This is a genomic window from Burkholderia pyrrocinia, assembly GCF_001028665.1.
Classification (GTDB): Bacteria; Pseudomonadota; Gammaproteobacteria; order Burkholderiales; family Burkholderiaceae; genus Burkholderia; species Burkholderia pyrrocinia.
In genome coordinates, this window is sequence record NZ_CP011505.1 from 237,403 (window position 1) to 259,456 (window position 22,054).

A 22,054-nucleotide genomic window follows, 5' to 3' on the forward strand; every position below is an offset into this window, starting at 1 on the left:
GACGCACGCGCCGATCAGGTCTGGATCGTGTTCATCACGTTGGCCGGCGTGATGAGATCGAACACCACGGTTTCGGGAATCGCGGTGGCGCCCGGATGTGCGTTCAGATAGTTCGCCGTATCCCTCGCCTGCCGCGCGCCGATCGCCTCGCCGATCTTCACGACATCCCGGTAGTACTCGAACACGGCGTCCCGCAGCTGCGGGTCGACGAAACCGTAGCTGTCCTGCAGGAAGTCGATCGAGGGCTCCAGCACGCCGCGCCCCGTCACCGTTTCGGGGTAGGGGCCCTGGCCGGTCACCGACGCGTTGATCTGAACGTCCATGAAGTTCATGCCGCCGAGGGTCGGGTAGGTGGCCGTTTGCGACGGCAGGCAGGCCAGCACGTCGGCCGGCGTCCACCGCGAGGACAGCTTGCCCGCCGGCAACGGGTACATCAGCGTCGATGCGTTGGGCACGAACGCTGCATGGTTGTACGCGCCATCGTTGACCACCGTGTGCTGCACCGAGAACTGCCAGATGAACATCGTGAGCACGTCGCGCAGCGTCGCGACGGTCTTGACCTCGGCCGGGAAGCGATGGGCGAACGTCGCATTGTCGACGAAGTTGAATGCGGGAATCAGTTTGTCGAAAAAGCGCTGAAGCTGGATGTCCGCCGCGATCGCCGGATCGCCGTCCGGATACCGAATCGCGATGAACTTGCCGACGAACCGGAAGATCGCGTCGTACCAAAGGCCGGCGTCATGAACGTACGCGTAGGAGAACGGCGTCTGCTCGACGCCGCGCCGCTTCGTATCGGCCGGAAGGGCCTGCTCCAGGAAGCGAAAGCGATCGTTGTCGTAGTACATCTTGTCCTGCAGCTGATAGTTGCCGATCCGCCCGCACGAGAAGATCAGGTCGTAGACGAAGCCGATGTTGTACACGCCGGGTGCGCCGTTGGCCTCGCGGGTCGCCGGGAAGGACTCGGCATACGGGTCGTAGGCACGGTTGTAGATGGTCTGCTGGAATTCCACGGTCTTCACCACGTGCGGCCGCAGCAGCTTGAACACGGGGTGCTGCTGGAACGGCTCCGCGGAATGGGGCAGCGTGTCCGGGTTGAAGACCTCCTCCGAGAACAGCGCGATCGACACCATCGCGCAGATCTGGTGCGTCAGCAACTGATGAAAGCCCACGTCGTGCAGCGTCTGGCCCGCGCAGTTGGTCTGCATCTTGGCCAGCAGCCACGCATTCTCCGCATTGACCATGTCCGGAGTGAACAGCTCGCCGCCCGGTTCGAGCTGGATGCCGACCGGCATCAGCTCGTGATGGTGGTTCACGGTGAAGAAGACGAGTGGCTTGGCGAGGTAGTAGCCCACCGGCGTCACCGTGCAGGCGTCCAGGTAGTGCCGGTAGTTGGCCACGTATTGCACCGCGCCCGGCCGGCCGAGACGCGCCGCGTCGACAATGCCGGCTTCCGAAACCAGCCGGTCGAAGTCCGCCGTCGACACCTTCTCGAGCAACGTCGGCATGAAGCCCGCGAGCTGCTGCCGGGCAAACTCGTCGTCGCTCTTCAGCCAGAATTTCGGCGCGGGGATCGTCTGGAAATTGTTGCCGTAGTAGATGTCCTCCAGCATCTTCACCGCGTTTTCCATATCCACGGGCCTGGGCGGCAGCTTCGCGCGCCAGGCGACGTTGTCGTCCCAGGCCGAGTTCAGCATCGCCAGCACCTGCTTGTCGCGGTTGATGGCCTTCATGGATTGCGGCACCGTGTCGTAGTCCGCCACGAACGCGGGCACCTGGCCATCGAACACGTATTGCGCGTCGCCGTAGATGCTGTCGCCGCCGCCCGGCGGCTTCGACGCCGCATCGCGGTCTGCCAGGTTGTACGTGTAGGCATACGACATCTGGTTTGCCGTGGCCGGGTCGCCTTCGATATCCGGCGCCAGGAACTTGCCCCAGGTCTGCTGCATGGCCTCGATCTTTTCAGCCTCGCCCGCATGCAGAAGGATGTTCAGCACTGCGTTGTAGGCCGAATCCAGCGCCCCGACGATCCAGCCGTGATGCACCGAGCAGCACTCGCCGGCGAAGTTCAGGCAGCCGTCGAACTCGGGCGTCAGCAGCGTCGGGTAGAGCTGCTTGAACTGCCCCGGCTTGAACAGCGCGAACGCGCCGCCCCCTGCGTGCTCGTCCCAGAACCAGGTCTTGGTCGTCACGCCGTCCTCGTAGCCCGCGAAGTACTCGTAGACATCGACTTCGGGGTACAGGTATTGAATGCCCTTGAGGCATTCCGCGATGCGCTCCCGGTCGTCGAGCGCCCCCAGCTTGCGCGCATCGAGCGCCCAGCAATACACCTGCAGCACGCCCTGGTCCGCCGCATAGCCGTACGACGGATAGATGATCTGCCGGTTCGGGCGGTCGGTTGCCGCCGCGCCGTAGCCGCCCGTCTGCTCCTGGCGCTCGCCCGCGTCGGCCCAGAACTGGCGCTTGAAGGTCAGGAAGGCCTTGAACGACGCCATGTAGTTGCATTCGCGGATGGCCTGCGCCTTGTCGAAGGAGATCCCTTCCAGCAGGTTCACGTGCTTCTGGCCGTTCAGGTAGGCGCCGGTGGGCAGCGTGGTGACGACATAGGGATAGGTTCGCTCGTGCTCGCGGCCGTCGTGCGTGCGGCGCACCTTGACCCGCATGCCGCCCTGGCCGTCGTTCAGGCTCGGGTCGTGGCGCAGGCTCGTCACCTCGTGCTGAAGGTGCACGCGCTGCTTGTAAGCGGCCCGCGACGGCTCGCCGCGCGACGCGCCTTCCGGATAGCGGGCGGTGGATGCCGGCGGCCTGGCATCCGGCGTGAGATTGGGCGGATCGTAACGGTAGGGGCCGCCCGGTTGCGGCAACATGCCGACCTGAATCTGCGCGGTGACGCCATCCTGCACCGTGACGGCGTCCTGCAGATCGAGCACCATCCGGCACGCGTCCGGGAAGCGCTGCATCCCCTGGTCCACGGTGAGCATGTAGATCGCGTCGTCGTCCGGCCGATAGGGGTCCTTGCTGCCGCCCCAGTCATAGACGGCGATCACCATCTCCACGAATGACACCGAGTACATCCCGCTGCCGACGTTGGTGGTCTCGAGGAAATTGGCCACGGACCACGGCAACAGGTCGTTCTTCGCGCCCATCGCCGGATCGTAGTACTCGCCGAGATCCCCGAGGCGGAACTGCGTCGTCAGGTAATCCCACATCGAATACTGGTCGTACTGCATCAGCAGGTCGAAGCCCTCGGCAAACGACCGGTTGATGGCCTTCAGGAACGGCGCGTTCACCTGATCCAGCACCTTGTTGATCGGCAGGTATTGGTCGTTGCCGACGCCCTTCGGCGTCACCCAGACCAACGGCACGTCGCCACCGTTCGCCACGCCGAAGTTGAAGCTGTCCAGCGTCGACTCGGCGGCCGTCGTGGGTACTGCCATGTTGTTGTAGCGCAGCCGCTGCTGCGGCGAGTCGTAATAGAACTTCCGCCAGTACACGCTCTGGTCGTCCAGGCCGTTGCGGGCCAGCACCGCATTCACCGCCAGCGCAAGCTGCTGCACCGGCAGCATGTCCGCCGAAAACTGCGGCAGGCGCATCCCGCCGACTTCGCCATACAGGCCGGCGCGCTGCACGTCGTTCGGATCGTAGTCGCTCGAGTACCACGTGTGAATGCGTCCGCCCACGCGGTCCGACGATTCGAACAGCTCGAACTCGATGTCGAGCGACTGCAGGATCAGCCCCGCGAACATCCCCGCGAAACCGCCGCCGACGATCCCGACCTGGGGCGCGTCCGCTTTCGCCGACAGCTTGTACGCGGCAGCGCCGCGCGTCGCGCGGATTTCGGCGGCCTTCGCGCGCTGCGCTTCGATCCTGGCGCGGTAGGTGGCCCCATGGTTGGCCAGTATCCAGTTCGAGAACGCGGCGCCGAGCGGGCGCCGCTGCCGGGCGTGGCGCACCGGCGAGACGGTCGTGGCGTTGAAATGAAGGAAGCTCATGATGACCTCTTTGCGTGTGGTGTGACAGCGGGGACGGCTAAGTCATTGGGCGATGCCGATCAGTCTCCGAATCGACATCGGACACGCGACGTGCGCGGTGCGCGACGCAAATGCGTACTCGATCGACAGGGAGGCTGACTTACTTCGGGAGGGGGCGTCCGGTGGACGCGTATCGAAACGGGGAACCGCGCCAGGCGCTATTGCGACCAAAGCTGTCCATTTTGAAATGGTCTCCGTGACAGAGCTGTTCAACCCGATGGCGTGGATCGGGATTTTTTAAATAAATATTGAATTTAAAATCAACAAGGCGCGACAGCCGCCATGCAGTCGTCGGCCAAATCCGCACAACCTGGCTTTTGAAATATTGTCCTTTTACCGCTTGGAAGCCCGGCGCCATTGATGCTGTAATCAACTCGTCACATTTGCCGATTCGAGGATGTCTGATGCGTGTTTCGGCGGGGCCATTCTGATATTAGTGGTCGGGTATTTAATATTCCACCTGTTATTATCGACAGTGTTTTTAAATATTGGAATTGTCGACAGTATTTTTTCAATATTCGAGAGCGATCGGGCGGCGCCATACGATATTTCCTGATCGAAACGATACGGATGCCTATACTCGTCGATTACCGTGCTGCACATTCGAATTCGATCGACATCACATCGCACGCCGCACGCCGCACGACTGCAGCACGCGGCCGTGCCGGCGGCCGCAGAGCCTCTGCGTGTCGATCCAGTCCCGGCAAATGCTTCCCGGCGTCGTCGGGATTCATATCGGTCGAGTCGCCGGCGGGCGAGCCGCCGGTGCCGGCGAAGCGCTGACCGGCACGGGCCGGCGCCGCGTGATCGGACGCCGGCCACCGTGGCGCCCGACGCACCAGAGCAGGGAGCAGGAAGCGGCCCTCGAACGGAAGTTCGAGGGCCCCGTCGCGTCGACATGACGCGCCGCCACCGCGCTAGCGATCCGTGCCGATGTCGGCAACATAGTTTGCAATACTGAAGAATCGATAGTCGCTCAGCAAATCAGGCGCCGGGAACCCCTCCGGATGAATCCGCCCGTAAATCGGGCTGTCGGGGCGTAGGCCGGCGAGGGTCAACGCGAGCGTGAATTCGTTGAACGGCGCCATGAACTGACGCGACACGAAATGCATGCCCCAGTTGAACACCGACGGAAGCTGCTCGGTGCGCAACCACGTGTCCGGCCCGCCCGGCGCACGCGCGCAAAGATTCTCCGCCCACGGGCTATGTCCTTCCACGATGAGAAAGCCATGCTTCGCGTGGCGCTTCCAGCGGGTCAGGAAATCGATGAGATCCGCAGCCGCCACGTAACCGGGAACAAGGCCTTCCGCGTCGCTATACGCCACCTTGAACGCACGCTTGATCTGGTCGAGCGTAATCGGCAACTCGGCCCGATCCGATACCGTCAGCGCGCCCGCATAGTGCTGGTCGATAACCGCGCGCAGGCGTGCTCGATCGACGGTGCGGAGATGGCGCTCGAGGATCGCTTCGGCGTCGTCCTTGCGCCGGATGCTCAACCGGCGGTTGTGGACCAGGAACATGAAGGTATGCAACAGGTCGCTCAGCCGCGCCGGGCGCACGCTGCCGTCCGGCTGCCCGACGGTCAGGCCGCTTTCGGCCACGGCTAGGTCGTAGCGGTCGGGCTGGGAAATGTCGGCGGCGATCACGCGTACCTGCACGCCGGAGATGTCCTTCAGCGCAGACAGCGTGGCGGCGGCGCGGCCGCGTGCGGATTCGTTGTAGTCCGCGCCGATCACGAGCAGCGGATGGGTCGCGAGGTGCCGGCCGCGCCGCGTCGACGCAATGACGTATTCCGCCAGGCGCTTCAGCGCGCTGCCGTCGCCGCAGCCCATGTCGGCGATGCCGGCCGGCTGGCGATCCAGCGGCGTGTCGTCGAACAGTTCGTGCAGGATTTTCGTCGTGATTTCCTGCGACGCCGGCCCGGACCCGGCGCCGCTCGACGCATACACGTTCATCACGCGATCGATGTGGCCGTCGCTATCGATATCGAGCGGATCGGGGTTGCGGAACAGGAGTTCGTCGAGCAGCGCATACGAACGCAGATAGGACGCGGGCAACCCCGCGTAAGGGGCAGCAATCGGCCGGTGAATCCGGCCCGACTCGGTGAGGCGCACCTTTTCCCGATCGATTTCCGCCATGCCGAACTTGCACATCAGCGCCCATGCCGCGTGCAGCACGACAGGATCAGCCTGCGTCCACGCGCCGACCGCGACCCCGTCGGGCTGCGCGTCGAGCTTGCCGAGGATGCCGGGCGCCGACTGCGAGTACTGGCCATCCGGCTGCCTGTCGAACACCGGCATATCGAGCGCGACCCAGGTCGGGCCGAGCAGCAGGCCGTCCATCGCCGTGCGCAGCTGTCCATTCACCTGGCGCTCCAGATCGGTGGCCGGGAGCGGAAACTCCGGCCAACCCGCCACGCAGATCCGCGCGAGCTGCGCATACAGCACGCTGTCGTTGGCCGCCACGCGCGTTCGATGACACAGTGCGTGCAGATGCTGGAGCACCGGCGTGGCATTCGCCAGTTGCTCGAACAGCGGCCGGGCGTGCTCGACGCACGCGACGACATATTCACCGGCCGGGGTGAGCGCATATTCGGCGTCTTCGTCGCCGCGATCGAGGGTCAGCCAGCCGGCCAGGCTCATCAGGTTGAGGGCGCCCCACAGCACTCCCAGGTTACGGGTCGGGTCGGGCTGGTGGGACTCCGCGAACGCGCGCATCGCGCGGGGCGCGCCGGCCCGCAGGCCGCGGAACGCGCCGGCAAACACCAGGCGTACCAGCGTCGGCACCAGCACGATGCCGTTCGCCCAGTTGCAACTGCGCGTATAGGCCATCACGCGCTGAGCGTCGTGGCGGCCGATGCGCAGCGTGGCTGCATGCGTATGTTGCTCGAGCTTGACCGGCAGTTCCATGTCGAGCACCTCGACGCCGATCGCGGTACCGGCCGACAGGCCGAGCAAGGTGCGCGTTTCGTCGGGAAAGGCGTGGAGATAGTGTTCGAGTTGTCGGGCCAGCGCGGCGGTGGAATCACCAAGGTCGAATCGGGCGTGCATGTTGGACGGTCTCACAGGGTCGAAGGTTGGGCTGCAATGGGTGAAGGTGCATCCGGATCGGCGTGCGCGACGGCAATCGCCGGCGCGGCGCCGTGAGTTCTGGGCGCGAGATGGGCGGCCAGCGCGCGAATGGACGGGTAATCCCAGGCCGCGGACGGATCGACGGTCACGCTGAACGCCTCGCCGAATACGAGCGTCATTTCGACGGCGAGGATCGAATCGAAGCCGATCTCGGCGAACGTCGACTCGCGCGTCAATCGAAGCTTGCGGTGCTTGAGGCGTTCGCCCAGCCACGCGATGAGCCATTGTTCGACGGCATGAACCTGCTGGCGATCGAGCAGGCTCGCCGGCTCGCTCACGATCGGGGCCGCCGAACCGGCGTCTTCGCCGGCTGGCGCGTCGGGCGCGCGGGAGACCGAACGCGCGTCGGCATGGGCGTCCAGCAACGGATCGACGAGTTGGCTTGCACCCGGGATCGTTTGCTCGATCGCGCCGATCTCGAACCCGGTGCGCGCTGCCCAGTCGTTCAATTCCACCGACGTGGACAGGGCAGAGCGCAGGCCGACCTGCCGCTGCGCCGCCTCGATCGCGCGTTCGTACTGGCTCTGCACCCAGCGCAGCGCGGCATCGCCGATGCGCTGCTGCGCAGCCGCGCGTTCGATCACCGCAAGCAGCAAGCCCCATTGCGCGACCGTGCCGAGCCAGTAATTGACCCAGACGGCGGCATGCGCGGTGCCGCCGAGTTTCGACGCATTGGCGAGCCCGTCTTGCGCCAGCTGTGCGCCCAGCTCGCGCAGCTCCGTGGCCAGCACGCCGGCGCCCAGCGCATGCTCGAGATAGCGCAGCAAATCGTCGCTCCCGTTGAGCAGACGGCTGCCCAGGTGAACCAGCAGCGTTTCGGTCGGCCCCTCGAAGATGCGGGTCAGGCGCGCGTCCCGGAAGATCTGCGGCGCAAGGTTGGTCTCGATATAACCGCGGCCGCCCAGGAACTGCATCATCTCGTCGGCGGATTGCGACAGCAGCTCGGAGCCGAGAATCTTCGAGATCAGCAGGCAGTCTTCAGGCAGCGCGACGCCGAGGTCCAGCTCGGCGGCCAGGTGCTCGACCAGCGCATTGAGCCCGTCGATGCGGTCCCGCAGCTCGCCCAGGCGCAGGCGGCTCAGCGGGTTGTCCAGCAGGAGGCCGGTGCCGACCTGGCGCCGTGCCCCGTAGCGATGCATCAGCTGCGCACAGCGTTTCATTCCGCCCACGCAGACGGCCGCGATACCGAGGCGCGCAATGTTCATCGCGTGCTGCGCCACGAACATCCCTTGCCCGATGTCGCCGAGCCGGTATGCGTCGCTGATTCGTGCCCGATCCAGATGCAGCGAATTCTGGATCATGCCGCGCACGCCCATCGTCAGCTCCTCGGCGCCGATCCGCACGCCTGGCGTGCCGGGGCGCACCGCCAATCCGACCATTCCCGTGCCGTCGGCCTGCTTCGCGAACACGTTGATGATCCCCGCCCACGCGGATGAGCCGCTCCAGCTCTTGTTGCCCGTGACCAGCCAGTCGCCGGACTCGATACGCTGCGCGCGGGACGCGATCGCGCGTACATGCGAGCCCGCCGCCGGCTCCGTGATCGCGAATGCGGCGAGCATCCGGCCGCTCGCGAGGCTCGGCAGCAATTCCTCGCGCAACGGCGGCTGCGCATGCTGCATGATCGGCAGGATCCCGAGCGTGTTGTTCAACGCGACAAAGAAAGCCAGCGTCGAATCGATCGCGGCCAGCTGCGCCAACACGCGCGACATGTCGCGCTGGCCGAGGCCGAGGCCGCCATGCGAACGGTCGATCGGCATGCCGAGCAGGCCCCGGTTCCCGAAATCGAGCACGACGTGCGGCGGAATGGTGCGACGCTCGTCGATGGTGCGCGAATCGATCCGCGTGCGGGCGTAGTGCCTGAGCCAGTCGTTCAGTTCGTCGACGGTGGCACTGGCATCATGCCGGCGATCGTTGGCCGCCGGTTTGTCGATAACCGCTGCCGGGCGCGCGGGCTGCCGGCGATCGGGCGCGGGCGGTTGGACGCCGCCCTCGACGTCCCACTGCGCGAGGATCGTCAGCGCGCCGTCGTGCAACTGCGTGCGGCACGTGCTGCGGCGCACCTTGCCGCTCGACGTTTTCGGCACGCTGCCGGGCGACACCAGCACGATCGCGCTCGGGCCGATGTCGAGGCGGTTCCAGATCGCCTGGCGAATCGCGTCGATGAAGCTGTCGAGATTGCCCTTGCGCTGCGTGCGCTCGACTTCCGCCACGACGATCAGGCGTTCCGCGTCGACCTGGTCGTCCATGAAGGCCGCGCAACCGTTCGGCACGAGTTCCGGTACGCCGACGATCAGCGCGTACTCGATGTCTTCCGAGTAGTAGTTGCGGCCGGCGAGAATCACCATGTCCTTGAGCCGGCCGGTGACATACAGTTCGTTATCCAGAATGAAGCCGAGATCGCCGGTGCGCATGAATGCCTGATCCCGGTCGGCGGCCAGCGTGTGCCGGAAGGTCGAATGCGTCTGCTCGTCCAGACGCCAGTAGCCGGCGGCGATGCTCGGGCCGGCCACGCAGATTTCGCCGATGGTCCGATCGTCGCAACGCGCATTGGTCTCCAGGTCGCGCACGATCACCTGTTGTTCGCCGTCGGTGCGGCCCACACCGACCAGGACCCGCTCGCCCGGGCGGTCCAGCGGCTGCGGCGATACGCCCTGGAATTCGCTGCGCAATACGACGGATTGCCGCTGGAGCGCGGCCTGATCGACGCACAGCGTCCGGATCGGATGCTGCTCCGTGCGGCCGGCGACGTACAGCGTGCCCTCCGCCAGCCCGTAGCACGGCAGGAAACCGTCGGCGGCGAAGCCCGCGGCGGCGAAGCGCTGCGCAAAATCAGTCAGGGTGCTGGCGCGTACCGACTCGGCGCCGTTGTAGGCGACCCGCAGGCAGGACAGGTCGAGCGTCGCCAGCTGTTCGTCGGAGATCCGCCGGCAGCACATCCGGTACGCGAAATCCGGCGCGCCCGTCAGGTCCGCGCGGTACTGGCTGATCGCACGCAACCACAGGTACGGATGCTGGATGAAGCGTTCCGGGGCCATCAGCACGCTCCGGAAGCCGCCGTAGAGCGACGTCAGGATCACGCTGATCAGGCCCATGTCGTGATACGGCGGCAGCCAGCTGACGATCGTGCTTGCCTCGTCATAGGCGAGCCATTCGCGCATCAGCCCCAGGTTGTGCATCAGGTTGCCGTGCGACACCATCACGCCCTTGGGGCTGCCGGTGGTTCCCGACGTGTATTGCAGAAAGGCGATGTGGGAGGGCTGCACGCCGGCGGGCGAATGCACGGGATCCAGCCCCTGCGCGCCCCCGACGTCGAGCAGCGTGCTGCCTGATGCGTCGGTATCGGCGAGCCAGGTCGTGCAGCGCGCGTGGTCGTCGGCCGAGCACAGGATCGTGTTCGCGCCGGCGTTCTCGACGATGCCGGCGATCCGCACCATGTGCTGCCTGTTGCGCGGCGGGTAGGCGGGCACCGCAATCGCGCCCGCATAGAGGCACCCCATGAAGGCGCTGACGTAATCGAGCCCCGGCCGGCACAGCAGCAGCACGCGGTCGCCGATCTCGACCGCGTTCTGCCGCAGCAGCGCGGCGACCTGGCGGGCGCGTGCGTCGAGCGCCGCGAAGGTCATCGATTCGGCCTGTTCCTGCTCGGGCGGCCCGCTCAGGAACACGTAGGCGGTTTTGTCGCCGAGTGTGGCGGCCCGGTTCTGAAGCAATTCGCTGAGCGTGGTCGGCAAGGTCGCAGTGGTCATGATGTCGTCGGAAGAGGAATGAAAACAGCGAGCAGCGGCCTGACGCCGGGCGGCGCCCATGCGTTGCTGCGGCGGGAATCCGAAGGAGGCTATTCGGCGCGATGGAACAGATCGATCATGTGCATCATGCTTTTGAGATGCAGGAAATGCGGCACCACCTTTTCGCTTCTTGCTGCGTAACGGGCAGTCCAGTGGTGGGCCAGTTCCTGCGTGGCGGCGGCGTTGCCGCGAACCGCGCGCGCGTCGGCCTCGCGCGCATCGAGGCATGCGCGTGCATGCCGCGCGGCCGATCGGGCGAGCTCGCCGGCGAGGATGCCGTGGTGCCCCAATGCAAGCCGCGGCGCGTGCAGCTGCTCGATGACGTCCAGCGAGTGCCGATACGCAAACAGATCCTGAAAGACCAGCGGCAGCCAGCTGGTGGCGCCGTGAAACTCACCGAGCGCATCCGACACGAAACCGATGTCCAGCTGCGGGCAGTAGTAGCCGAACTGGCAACGGCTGTGACCCGGCAGTGCGATCGTGCGAATCTGCATCCCGACGCCGATGTCGAGCTGCGTGCCCGGATTGACCGGATAGAACGGCAGGTCGGACAGCTCGGTGAAGTCGACGCCGACGACGGGCGCCCACGGCCGTGACGCGTGCGCGTCGAGCTGACGGATGGTTCGGCAGGCCGACGGGCTCTGGAACGCATCGAACGCGTCGGGAGAACCGGATACATGGAGCCACGGCATGCGCGACTTGAGCGTCATCAGCAGGCTGCAATGGTCATAGTGCGAGTGGGTGATCAGCCAGTAGCGCAAATGCCGGATGCCGCCGAAGTCCCGCAGCAGATCGTGAAGCTGCTGCCACACGAGTTCCGTCATGCCGCTCAGGCCGCCCTCGACCAGCGTCGCGGCCTCGTCGTTGACGATCACGTACAGCGGCACGTCAGCCGTGCCGACGAGGGCCAGCCGCGGCTCGATCCACCCCGGGGAAGCGTTCAGCATGTCGTTCAGCTCCGATAGAGCGCACAGGCCCATGTCGCGCCCGCGCCGTAGGTCACGAAGAGGTTGAGTTGCCCGGCCGGCATGCGGCCTTGATCGCGCGCGATGGCGAGCGCGACCGGAAACGCTGCGCTCGCCATGTTGCCCAGCTGATCGACGGAGATCATGCAGCGCTCGCGGGGCAGACCGAGCCGCTCGATGACCGCGTCGAGGATGCGCAGGTTCGGCTGGTGCGGCACGACCAGGCCGATATCTCCGATCGTCAGCCGGTGCTTGTCGAGCATCTGCCGGCACGCGTCGACGATGCGCCGCGTGGCGTCTTCGAACATGGGCCCGCCTTTCATCCGGAAATGGTGCCGGCCGGCCGCGATATCGTCTTCGTCGATGAAGCGTGGGCGCCGCGCGCCGGGCGCTTCGGTGCTGAGCAGGTCGAACTGGGTGCCGTCGGCGCCGAGCGTCAGGTCGATCAGCCCGTGCGCCGGGTGGTCTGTCGCTTGCAGCAGCAGCGCGGCGGCACCGTCGCTCAGCAGGATCGACAGATTGCGGCCGGCATTGCTGGTATCGATCCGCCGCGACAGGGCTTCGGCGCAGATCAGCAGCACGTTGCGATACAGGCCGCTCGCGAGGAAATGGCGCGCGATCTCGACCCCGTAGAGCCCGCCGCTGCATTGCGCGCGGATATCGAAGCACGGAATCTCCCGCAAGCCGAGCCGGGGCTGGATGTAGCACGCCTGCGACGGATCGTGATGATCCGGCGACAGCGTATTGACGATCAGCAGATCGACGTCGTGCGCCGTGACGCCGGCGTCGGCCATCGCCCGTTCCGCGGCCGGGCACGCGAGATCCGCCAGATGCTGATCGGGGGCGAGATAGCGTCGCGCCACGACGCCGGTTCGTTCGCGAATGAACGTGTCGCTGGTGTCGATCATGCCGGCGACTTCGTCGTTGCTGACGATCCGGTCCGGCAGCGCGTGGCCCATCCCGGCGATGACGAGTCTGGCGGTCATGCCCGCACCTCCTGCTCCGTGACAGCGGCGACGGTTTCGCCCGCATCGGTCACGACGGTTTCGCCCCAGCGCCACAATTGCGCGCCGAAGCCCCAGCCGGCGCCTGCGCCGGCAATCACGACCAACGATCCCGGCCGGATCACGCCTTCCCGGATCGACTCGAACAACGCAAACGGCACGGCAGCCGACACGAGGCACGCACAATCGGCCACGCGAATCACGTATTGGTCGGGCTTGAGCCCGAGCCGCTGGGCCCATGCGCGCACGAGCAGCGCCGACGGCTGATGGAACACCATCGCATCGACGTCGGCGATGCCCGTTCCGCTCCGTTGCAACAGCCGCTCGACGATATCGGGAATGGCCACCGGCATGAAGCGCGAGATCGCCTCCTGCGCTTCGGGCTTGAGCGTGAAATACACGCCGAACGGGTTGTCGGCGTCGGTTGCCGCGTCGTCGTCTGACGCGGCCCGGGCGTTGCGCCACTGCATTGTCACGAGGTCGTAGTGCGTTGCATCGCTGCGATACGCGGCATCCAGCCAATCGGCACCGCCGGGATCGGCCGGCTCGGCGACGAGCACGGCCGCGGCCGCGCCATCGCCGAAGTTCGTCGACGATTTGCTGGTGTAGTCGACCACGGCCGACATGCGCTCCGACGAGCACACCAGCGCGCGCTTCACCCGTCCCTGCTTGATGAGGTTGGTGGCGAGCTGCAGTTGCAGCACGAAGCTCGCGCATTCCATCTCGACATCGGCATCGAGCGCGCGCGTGGCGCCGAGCCGGTCGCGCAGCGCGCGCGACAGCCGCGGCGCAAAACGGCGCCGGCCATCGGCGAGCGAGACGAACGGCGACGTCATGTTGAACAGCACCAGATCGAGTTCGGCGGCCTCCACGCCGGCACGGGCGAGTGCGTCGCGCGCCGTGCGCTCGGCCAGCGCAAGCTCGGATTCGCCGGCATCGGGATCGATCATGTAGCGCGATTCGATGCCCCAGAATTGCCACCATTCCGACGGAATGGGCTCGACGCCCGCGAACACGGGATCGTCGTTGGGTACCTGGCGTGCCGGCAGGCGGCACGCGAGACTTGCGATTCGAACGTTGTGCACCATCAGACCTCCATCGTGCTGCAGGCAATGCGCGGCCTGAACGGATCCAGCGTCATGGCGACCACCGACCGTTCATCCTCACGCAACGACATCGAATGTGCGACGCGGGACGCGAGCCACGCGGGCAACTGGAACGGGTTAGGGATGTCCGTCGAACCGGCGACGACATCGATGTGGAAATCGCGACCCACGCCGGTGGCGATCGATGGCCATCCGCTCAACCACGATTCGTAAAACAGCGTGGCGGCGCGATGGTCGATGCGGCTCCGCACCGCGTCGACCATTGCGCGCACCGCAGTGGCCGCATTGGCCGGTTCGTCGTCGAATCGACCGGTTGCGTGATCGAACCGGCTCTCGAAGCGGGCCAGCGACAGGATGCCGTTCACGCGCCGGGCGGGCAGCGCGGCGAGCGTCGCGAACGGGGGCGAATCGAGGTCCGCGTAGCGGCTGGCATCAACGCGGTCCTGGCCGGCAGGCGTCAGGACGATCGCCCCCGCGCCGTCGGCGAAGCCGCTCGTGGCCACCTGTTCGACGTCCGCGAGCGCCTCCGCGCGAACGACGAGCGCGCGTCGATAGCCGAGCTGTTTGCAATGGCTTTGCGCGAGATCGAGTGCGAGCGTCCAGTCCGCGTCGAGCAGGTCGAACACGGCCGCATGTCGCGCACGCAGGTCGCGCTGCACCGAGTGCGCCAGCCGCGGCCCGGCGATCGTCGGCGCGTCCGCCATCCGGCTGGGAGAAATCGACAGGCTGACGATCAGATCCAGTTCCGACGGCAGGCAACCGGCTTGCTGCAGCGCCTGCCTGGCTGCCTTGATCGCGTAATCGTTGGCGCAGGATTGCGCGGTGATCGCGGGGTCCGGAATGGCCACCGCGGCGCCGAGAATTTTCATAGGACGTGCTCGTTGAGGACTGCTTGATTCAGGGGGGGCGTCGCGCCATGACCCGCCTGCCGGAGCACGGCGCGCCGCAATTTGCCCGATTCGTTGCGTGGCAAACCGCCGGCGTGATAGGTCACGCGATGCGGACATTTGTACGGCGCAATCACGTTCTTGACGTGCTGCTGCAACTGCGTCGTCAACGCTTCCGAGCCGCCGACGCCCGGTCGCAGCACCACATGCGCGCAGATGAGCGTGCCGCCCCATTCGTCGATCTGTCCGACGACGCCGCATTCGGCGATATCGGGATGGCGCAGCAGCGCCTGCTCCACTTCGCCGGGAGACACCGTGTAGCCGGAGCTGATGATCATGTCGTCGGCGCGAGCCTGATAGAACAGATAACCGTCCTCGTCCAGGTAGGCGCTGTCGCCCGTCAGGTTCCAGCCGTGCTTCACGTAGTCGCGTTGCCGCGCGTCATTCAGGTAGCGGCACCCGGTCGGCCCCTGCACGGCCAGATAGCCGATTTCGTAGGGCGGCAGGCATTGGCCGTGCTCATCCAGGACGGCAAGGCGGTAACCGGGCACGGCCTTGCCGATTGCGCCGTCCTTCGCGCCGGTGTCGCCTGTCGACGCGAAGATATGCAGCATCTCGGTCGACCCGATTCCGTCGATCAGGTGCAGGCCGGTGCGCTCCCGCCACGCGTCGCGCGTCCAGGACGGGAGCGCCTCACCCGCCGACACGCATTTGCGCAGGGACGACATGTCATGCGTGTCGAGATGATCGAGCATGGCCCGATAGGCCGCCGGCGCCGTAAACAGGATGCTGACCCGATGCCGGTCGACCGCGGCCAGCAGCCGTTCCGGGCTCGCTTTCGGCAACAGCACGACGCTCGCGCCGACGCTGATCGGAAACAGCAACAGCGCGCCGAGGCCGAACGTGAACGCGAGCGGTGGCGACCCGCAGAAGACGTCATCGGCCGTGGGCCTGAGCACGTGCTGCGGAAAGCAGTGACAGGCCGCCATCACGTCGCGATGAAAATGGACGGTGGCCTTCGGTTCCCCGGTCGTCCCCGACGTGAACGCGATGAGGCAGGGATCGTCCGCGCGCGTGTCGGCCGCCGCGAATGCCGCTGAATAGCCGCCGAGCCAGCGCGCGTCCGGATGCGTGTCATCCGTTTCGTAGTACCGAACGTCGCCGCGCCACTGAATGCGCGCCATCGCCGTGTCGAACTCGGTCGACAGCCCGGCTTCGCAGATGACGTGCGTGACCCGGGCTCGCCCGATGATGGTCGACAGTTCTCCCGCGCGCAGCTTCGGCATCGTCGCGACGGCCACGCCGCCGGCCTTGACCACGCCGAACCACGCGGCGGCCAGCATCGGGTGATTGGCGCCGTGCAGCAGCACCCGATTGCCGGCCACCAGGCCCGCATCGCGGACCAGCATGTTGGCGATCCGGTTGCCGGCATCGCGCAACTCGCGATACGACCACGTGATGCCCGACTCGGTCCTGATCGCAACGCGATCGCCCCAGCCCCGTTCCTCGACTGCGGTATCCAGCAGCGCGGCGGCGCAATTGAGAAACGGCGGAAACTGCAGCCCCGGCAACTCGAAGACAAACGCCGGCCAATCTTCGGCAGGGGGCAGGTTCGCGCGGCAAAAGTCGTCCATCGTCAGCGCTCGCAAGAGTGTGAGTTTGAAGTCAGCGATAGCGGTACGGCGCCGCCGGGCCATAGGATCGGGCCCGTCCCGCGCAACCTGAATCGCGATGCCAAAGAGGCGTGGTCGGGGCGGCAGGCACCTGTCGCCCAGCGACGCACGGAGAGCCCGGTCAATCACATGATGGCTTGCCGGTTTTTATGGATTAATTCCATCTCATTTGATTTTCAAAATAAACAATAATCGATCGATTTAATGCGAATTGCTTGGGGTTGGAAATTCGTCGGTCGATTTGGTGGGTTTAAAAACGTGCCGTAAGCTTAGCGGAAGTAAACTTGGAAAGTAAATGGTCAAATGGATGGATGGTTGGAATTATTGATTGAAATCGATTCCATTAAGCATCGGCATTTGATTGAGTTAATCGATTTCGGTTAATCATCTCGCGATTTGTTGACTCCGGTGGAATCTGGCTGCCGGAGCGCTGAATAAAGCGTCGCGACGTTCACCGGGGCGAAACGAGCGTTGCGTCACGAAGCGGATTGCTTCGCGCGAAAGACGAAAGACCCGCGCTCCCGGGAGCAGCGGGTTATCGAGTCGGTTTGGATGGGAAATCAGGGGGCGGGCGCCGGGGTCTCGGGTTGCGCCCATATGGATTTTCGTAATTGTATTAACGAATATTTTGTTTCAGGTGAGAAATCGGAATGCCGCGGTTCGAGGATTCGAGCACATCCTAGCTGTCGAGCACCGATAAATCTCCCGGCAATGTCCGCTTGAACATCGCGAGAATCCTGCGCGCCGCCTTCGGCGGCAGCTCGATCGCATGCCGCACCGCCGCAGCGATCAACACCATCGTCAATTCCGAGAATGCCGCCAACTGCGAGTCGGGTACCGCCGGCGCGAGATCCCGCAACGCACCGGTCAATAGCCCGGCCAGAAACACGCCGTCCGCCCGGTCCAGTTCCTGCAGCGCGCGGTCGGCTTGCGTGGCCCGCCAGATGTCCCGCATCAGCGGCTCGTCGACGAACATCCGGTAGTAGCTGTCCGTGATGCGGGCGAGCGTGCCGTGCAGGTCGTCGAGCGTCTTCATCGCGGCCAGATCGCGCCGCACGCAGTCGTGCCCGACTGCGTTGTAGCGCTCCGCGAGCGTGCCGATCACGGCCGCCTTGTCCGGAAAGTACTGGTACAGCGAACCGAACGAGATGCCCGTGCGTTCGACGATGTCGCTCATCCGGAATGCGTCGCAGCCTTTCTCGATCATCACTTCCGACGCGCACGCGAGGATGCGCTCGAACCGCTCGCGGCTGCGCTGCTGCGTCGGCACGAGCCGCGCGCGCGCCGGTGCATCCGCTGCCGCCGCTTCGGGCTCGTCGTTCTGCCCCGATTTTTGTCGGCCCATGCCGCCTCCAGAAAAACTTGACGTTGCTAATGCGAGAGTCTATCGTGTTTTTTGAAACGCGAGACATTCTCGTATTTTAGTCAAAGGAGACGCTCATGTCGGCACTTCCCATCCTCATCGTCGGCGGTTCGGGCAAGACAGGCGCCCGCGTCGATGCACGGCTGCGCGCACGCGGCATCGCTACCCGGCCCGTGTCGCGCACGTCGGCCGTCCGCTTCGACTGGACCGAGCCCGCGACATGGCCCGCCGCGCTCGACGGCGTGTCGGCCGCGTACGTGACCTACCAGCCCGACATTGCCGTCGAAGGCGCGGTGGACGCGATCGCCGCATTCGCGCGGCTTGCGCATGAAAGCGGCGTCGAGCGCGTGGTGCTGCTGTCCGGGCGCGGCGAACCCGGGGCGCAGGCGGCCGAGGCCGCGCTGCAGGCGTCGGGGGTAGGCTGGGGTGTCGTGCGCGCGAGCTGGTTCAACCAGAACTTCTCCGAGGGTTTCCTGCTCGACAGCGTGCTGGCCGGCGAAGTCGCGCTGCCGGCCGGTGCGGTGCGCGAGCCGTTCGTCGATACGGACGATATCGCGGACGTGGCCGTGGCCGCGCTCACCGATGCGCGCTTCGCGAACCGCGTGATCGAGGTCACGGGCCCGCGCGCACTGACGTTCGCCGAAGCCGTCGGCGAAATCGCGCGGGCCGCAGGCCGGCCGATCGCTTATCGCGAGATTCCGCCCGATGCGTTCGTCGCGGGGCTGCGCGAGGTCGGCGTGCCGGAGCCGGTCGTCGAGTTGCTCGACGAACTGTTCGGCACGGTGCTCGACGGGCGCAACAGCGCGGTGACGCACGGCATCGAGCACACGCTCGGGCGGCCCGCGCGCGATTTCGCCGACTATGCGCGTGCGACGGCCGCAACCGGCGTGTGGAGCGCATGACCATGATCGCGTTCGTGACTTCCGCATTGCTGTGGGGTTCGGCCATCGGCTGCGGGCTGATGGCCGGCGTGTACTTCGCGTTCTCGACGTTCGTGATGACGTCGCTCGGACGGATCGCGCCGCAGGCGGGCGTGGCCGCGATGAATGCGATCAACGTCGACATCGTGCGTTCGCCGTTCATGCCGCTGTTCCTCGGCACGACGCTGATGGCGCTTGCGCTGGTCGTGATCGCACTGTTCGATCGCGATCAGCCGGGCGCGATGGCGGCACTCGCGGGCGGCGTGCTCTACGTGTTCGGCATGTTTGCCGTGACGTTGGCCGTCAACGTGCCGCTCAACGATGCGCTCGCCGCGGCCGATCCGGTCACTGCGCAAGGCGCGGCGCTGTGGACGCGCTACGTGCACGACTGGACGATGTGGAATCACGTGCGCACGGTGGCGTCGGCGGCCGCGTGCGTGTTTTTCATCGCGGGGATTGCGGCGCGGTAGCACCGCGGTCGAGCCGAACTCGCGCTACGCATGGAACGCCGACTGGCGAGAGGCGGGTAGTTGGGCGGGCACGATGACGTTCCGATTCACGCCGCGGTTCGAACCGCGGCTCCGTGATGTCGCGCCAGCCGTGCCGGAAGCGAAAACACCGGCGGCCTGCATGGCCAATGAAGGACGCCGGGAATCGGTGTCCGTGACGCAGCGATTTCGTTTTCTTCATCCCGGCATCCTGGACTCGCCAATGTGACAAGTGCCATGGAAGCTGCATTTGTTTCTGGTTTCCGGAAATTTATTTTAATACGACCCCGGGTTGCCAGAAAGAATGCAGCCCGGCCGATTTTTAGCTGATCGAGCCGATCACGACGAAACTGAAATTCCGGTCGCTATATTTTCCGTATGAGTCGCCGGTTTGAACCGTGGCTCCGCTGCCGGAAAGTCCCGGGAAAATCACGTTGTCCAGCGTGCTTTGCCCGCCGCCGTATCCCCATTGCGAGCCGACAATCGCGGGCGTCTTGATGAATGCGGTATTGAACGAGAGCTGGTACGTGCCGGTGCTTTCGCGTTTCACGATGAATCCGCCCGAGCCATCCACGACCGTGCCGTTGCCCTGGACGCTGCCCCACAGTGTAACTTGAGCCATGATCGTTTCTCCTTCGCTATTTTTTGAAACAATATCGGGAATTGAAACGGAATGTCGATCTTGTGTGGCCGGGATTCTCCGGATCGACAGCTGTATTGTATGTGATGGATTTTTAAAGTCAGGGTGGGTGGTAAATAATTTATTCGGATTTGTATTTTAAATAAATCGATTTTGTAGTGGATTGCGCGAATTGTTGCGTAATGTCGGCGGGTGGGTGTCGGACAGGCAATCGTTGGGTGTCGGCAACCGATAAAGGCCCGTATTTACCGGGATTTCCGTGCGAACCCGAAATGGCCGGCGTCGCGGCGCGAGACCGCTGCGGCATGAGCACGCAAGGGGCCGGCGACGCGTCAGGCGCCACGCGTCGAGTACGATGGCGGGCCCGTGCCGGCGCCCGCCCAAAGCGTGTTCGCGCAACCGGCCTTCGCGTGCAGCGCTCGCGTGCGAAAGCCGACCTCCGCGCGTCAGTACCCCGAATCGCTGCCACCCTGATCGGTGACGATCGCCACCCCCGAACTCGTGCCGAGCCGCGTCGCGCCGGCTTCGAGCATCGCGAGCGCGGCCGCGCGGTCGCGCACGCCGCCCGATGCCTTCACGCCGAGATCCGGGCCGACCGTGCGGCGCATCAGCGCGACATCCGCGAGCGTCGCGCCGCCGTGGCCGAACCCCGTCGACGTCTTCACGAACGCGACGCCGAGATCGCGGCACATCTCGCACACGCGCACCTTCTCGTCGTCGGTCAGCAGCCCCGTTTCGAGGATCACCTTCAGCGGCACCGCGCCGCACGCATGCTGCACGGCCGCAATGTCGGCCTTCACGTCGTCGGCGCGGCCGCTCTTCAGCGCGCCGAGGTTGATCACCATGTCGATCTCGCCGGCGCCTGCCGCGATCGCGGCCGATGCCTCGAATGCCTTCGCGGCCGACAGCGCCGCGCCGAGCGGAAAGCCGACCACCGCGCAGACGAGCACGCCGGTATCGGCCAGCTCGCGTGCGGCGAGCGGCACGTTCGCCGAATTCACGCAGACCGAGTAAAAGCGATGCGCGGCCGCCTGGCGGCAGAGTTCGCGGATCTGCGCGTCGCTTGCGTCAGGCGCGAGCAGCGTGTGATCGATGGTTTGAGCGAGTTGGGCGTTGGAAAGCGGCATGTTTCAGGACTCCACGGATCGCGTGCCGGAAAGGCACACGGAAAGTTGATGTTTTCACATCGGTTTGTTACAAATACGACATTCCGGCCGGGCCCGCGTGCCCGGCACGACACGCGACGAGTGCGAATGGCACGCAGGATACAGGCATGGAAACGAAGAAGGGCGAACGGATCAAGACGCTGATGAATGTGCTGCAAGGGCAGAACGCGATTCATCTGAGGGAAGTCGCCGAGCTGTTCGGCGTGTCCGAGATGACGATCCGCCGCGATCTCGCGGACAACCCGCACGGCCTCAGCCTGATCGGCGGCTACGTGACGCGCCATTTCGCCGCGCAGCGCAGCGACATCGGCGAATACCTGATCAGTGCCGAGAACAACCGGCAGACCGAGGAAAAGCGCCGCATCGGCAAGCTGGCCGCGCAGTTCGTGACGACCGGCGACACGATCTTCGTCGACTGCGGCTCGACCACGCCGTTCATCGTCGACTTCATTCCGGACGACCTCGAATTCACGGCCGTCTGCAATTCGCTGAACGTGTTCGCGAAGCTGCAGCAGAAGCCGCACTGCAGCGTGATCCTGTGCGGCGGCGCGTACCACCGCAAGAACATGGTGTTCGAGTCGGTCGCCGAAACCGGCATCCTCGACACGGTGCGCGTGTCGAAGGCGTTCATCTCGGCGGCCGGCGTGAGCGACCGCTGCGGCGTCACGTGCTTCAACTTCCACGAAGTCGACGTGAAGAAGAAGGTGATGGCGCGCGCGCAGAACCGCTTCCTGCTCGCCGACCACACGAAGTTCGACGAAGTGCGCGCGGCCTATTTCGCCGAACTGACCGACTTCAACTACGTGATCTCCGACGGGCAACTGAGCAGCCGCTACGAAACGGCGATCCGCGAACACGGGATCGCGCTCGTGACCTGATGCAGCGCGGCTGCGCATCG

At 65.5% G+C, this 22,054-nt stretch carries 14 protein-coding genes and 1 pseudogene; 3 read left to right on the forward strand and 12 right to left on the reverse strand.

The window, feature by feature from the left end; genetic code table 11:
• Positions 1 to 14 precede the first annotated feature (14 nt).
• From ABD05_RS35465 to ABD05_RS31315, 9 genes are all read right to left on the reverse strand, one after another.
• Positions 15 to 3,989, reverse strand: a complete 3,975-nt coding sequence (locus ABD05_RS35465; RefSeq protein ID WP_063847310.1) for an FAD-dependent oxidoreductase — start codon at positions 3,987 to 3,989, stop codon at positions 15 to 17.
• A gap of 956 nt (positions 3,990 to 4,945) precedes the next feature.
• Complete coding sequence (locus ABD05_RS31280; RefSeq protein WP_047904056.1) at positions 4,946 to 7,078, reverse strand: class I SAM-dependent methyltransferase; 2,133 nt, start codon at positions 7,076 to 7,078, stop codon at positions 4,946 to 4,948.
• Positions 7,079 to 7,089: 11 nt separating this feature from the next.
• Positions 7,090 to 10,905, reverse strand: coding sequence for an AMP-binding protein (locus ABD05_RS31285; protein ID WP_047904057.1), 3,816 nt, complete (start codon positions 10,903 to 10,905; stop codon positions 7,090 to 7,092).
• Positions 10,906 to 10,994: 89 nt separating this feature from the next.
• Entirely contained in the window at positions 10,995 to 11,891 is an 897-nt protein-coding gene (locus tag ABD05_RS31290) for an MBL fold metallo-hydrolase (RefSeq protein WP_047904637.1), read from the reverse strand.
• Positions 11,892 to 11,896: 5 nt separating this feature from the next.
• Positions 11,897 to 12,895 (reverse strand): ketoacyl-ACP synthase III, encoded by a 999-nt coding sequence (locus tag ABD05_RS31295; protein WP_047904058.1) that lies wholly within the window; start codon positions 12,893 to 12,895, stop codon positions 11,897 to 11,899.
• Positions 12,892 to 14,001 (reverse strand): 3-oxoacyl-ACP synthase III family protein, encoded by a 1,110-nt coding sequence (locus ABD05_RS31300; protein ID WP_047904059.1) that lies wholly within the window; start codon positions 13,999 to 14,001, stop codon positions 12,892 to 12,894. The genes ABD05_RS31295 and ABD05_RS31300 overlap by 4 nt, the downstream gene beginning before the upstream one ends.
• Positions 14,001 to 14,888 (reverse strand): beta-ketoacyl-[acyl-carrier-protein] synthase family protein, encoded by an 888-nt coding sequence (locus ABD05_RS31305; RefSeq protein WP_047904060.1) that lies wholly within the window; start codon positions 14,886 to 14,888, stop codon positions 14,001 to 14,003. Before ABD05_RS31305 ends, ABD05_RS31300 begins: the two co-directional genes overlap by 1 nt.
• The gene (locus tag ABD05_RS31310) at positions 14,885 to 16,540 is read right to left on the reverse strand and encodes an AMP-binding protein (protein ID WP_047904061.1); all 1,656 of its coding nucleotides are present in this window, start codon (positions 16,538 to 16,540) and stop codon (positions 14,885 to 14,887) included. The genes ABD05_RS31305 and ABD05_RS31310 overlap by 4 nt, the downstream gene beginning before the upstream one ends.
• 718 nt (positions 16,541 to 17,258) lie before the next feature.
• Positions 17,259 to 17,924 (reverse strand): TetR/AcrR family transcriptional regulator, encoded by a 666-nt coding sequence (locus tag ABD05_RS31315; RefSeq protein ID WP_047904062.1) that lies wholly within the window; start codon positions 17,922 to 17,924, stop codon positions 17,259 to 17,261.
• Between the two features lie 95 nt (positions 17,925 to 18,019).
• Here ABD05_RS31315 and ABD05_RS31320 point away from each other — a divergent pair, with 95 nt between their 5' ends.
• The gene (locus ABD05_RS31320; RefSeq protein ID WP_047904063.1) at positions 18,020 to 18,844 is read left to right on the forward strand and encodes a Rossmann-fold NAD(P)-binding domain-containing protein; all 825 of its coding nucleotides are present in this window, start codon (positions 18,020 to 18,022) and stop codon (positions 18,842 to 18,844) included.
• A gap of 2 nt (positions 18,845 to 18,846) precedes the next feature.
• Positions 18,847 to 19,332, forward strand: coding sequence for an anthrone oxygenase family protein (locus ABD05_RS31325; RefSeq protein WP_047904638.1), 486 nt, complete (start codon positions 18,847 to 18,849; stop codon positions 19,330 to 19,332).
• Positions 19,333 to 19,429: 97 nt separating this feature from the next.
• Here the strand turns inward: ABD05_RS31325 and ABD05_RS39580 are convergent.
• The 3 genes and pseudogenes from ABD05_RS39580 to deoC all read right to left on the reverse strand — a co-directional run.
• Positions 19,430 to 19,552 (reverse strand): annotated as a pseudogene (locus tag ABD05_RS39580) (IS6 family transposase); the annotation flags it as partial.
• 120 nt (positions 19,553 to 19,672) lie between these two features.
• Positions 19,673 to 19,972, reverse strand: coding sequence for a hypothetical protein (locus ABD05_RS31330; RefSeq protein ID WP_238594222.1), 300 nt, complete (start codon positions 19,970 to 19,972; stop codon positions 19,673 to 19,675).
• A 464-nt stretch (positions 19,973 to 20,436) separates the two neighbouring features.
• Positions 20,437 to 21,117 carry a deoxyribose-phosphate aldolase gene (gene deoC, locus ABD05_RS31335; protein ID WP_047904064.1) on the reverse strand — a complete coding sequence of 227 codons (681 nt, stop codon included), beginning with the start codon at positions 21,115 to 21,117 and terminating at the stop codon, positions 20,437 to 20,439.
• 146 nt (positions 21,118 to 21,263) lie between these two features.
• Here deoC and deoR point away from each other — a divergent pair, with 146 nt between their 5' ends.
• Positions 21,264 to 22,034 (forward strand): DNA-binding transcriptional repressor DeoR, encoded by a 771-nt coding sequence (gene deoR, locus ABD05_RS31340; protein WP_047904065.1) that lies wholly within the window; start codon positions 21,264 to 21,266, stop codon positions 22,032 to 22,034.
• The last annotated feature ends 20 nt before the right edge of the window (positions 22,035 to 22,054 follow it).

Coding starts and splice junctions, on each gene's coding strand:
- ABD05_RS31310 (WP_047904061.1), bottom strand. CDS start 16,540: ATGGACGACTTTTGCCGCGCGAACCTGCCCCCTGCCGAAGATTGGCCG.
- ABD05_RS31315 (WP_047904062.1), bottom strand. CDS start 17,924: ATGGGCCGACAAAAATCGGGGCAGAACGACGAGCCCGAAGCGGCGGCA.
- deoR (WP_047904065.1), top strand. CDS start 21,264: ATGGAAACGAAGAAGGGCGAACGGATCAAGACGCTGATGAATGTGCTG.
- ABD05_RS31285 (WP_047904057.1), bottom strand. CDS start 10,905: ATGACCACTGCGACCTTGCCGACCACGCTCAGCGAATTGCTTCAGAAC.
- deoC (WP_047904064.1), bottom strand. CDS start 21,117: ATGCCGCTTTCCAACGCCCAACTCGCTCAAACCATCGATCACACGCTG.
- ABD05_RS31305 (WP_047904060.1), bottom strand. CDS start 14,888: ATGAAAATTCTCGGCGCCGCGGTGGCCATTCCGGACCCCGCGATCACC.
- ABD05_RS31295 (WP_047904058.1), bottom strand. CDS start 12,895: ATGACCGCCAGACTCGTCATCGCCGGGATGGGCCACGCGCTGCCGGAC.
- ABD05_RS31280 (WP_047904056.1), bottom strand. CDS start 7,078: ATGCACGCCCGATTCGACCTTGGTGATTCCACCGCCGCGCTGGCCCGA.
- ABD05_RS31290 (WP_047904637.1), bottom strand. CDS start 11,891: ATGCTGAACGCTTCCCCGGGGTGGATCGAGCCGCGGCTGGCCCTCGTC.
- ABD05_RS35465 (WP_063847310.1), bottom strand. CDS start 3,989: ATGAGCTTCCTTCATTTCAACGCCACGACCGTCTCGCCGGTGCGCCAC.
- ABD05_RS31325 (WP_047904638.1), top strand. CDS start 18,847: ATGATCGCGTTCGTGACTTCCGCATTGCTGTGGGGTTCGGCCATCGGC.
- ABD05_RS31320 (WP_047904063.1), top strand. CDS start 18,020: ATGTCGGCACTTCCCATCCTCATCGTCGGCGGTTCGGGCAAGACAGGC.
- ABD05_RS31300 (WP_047904059.1), bottom strand. CDS start 14,001: ATGGTGCACAACGTTCGAATCGCAAGTCTCGCGTGCCGCCTGCCGGCA.
- ABD05_RS31330 (WP_238594222.1), bottom strand. CDS start 19,972: ATGGCTCAAGTTACACTGTGGGGCAGCGTCCAGGGCAACGGCACGGTC.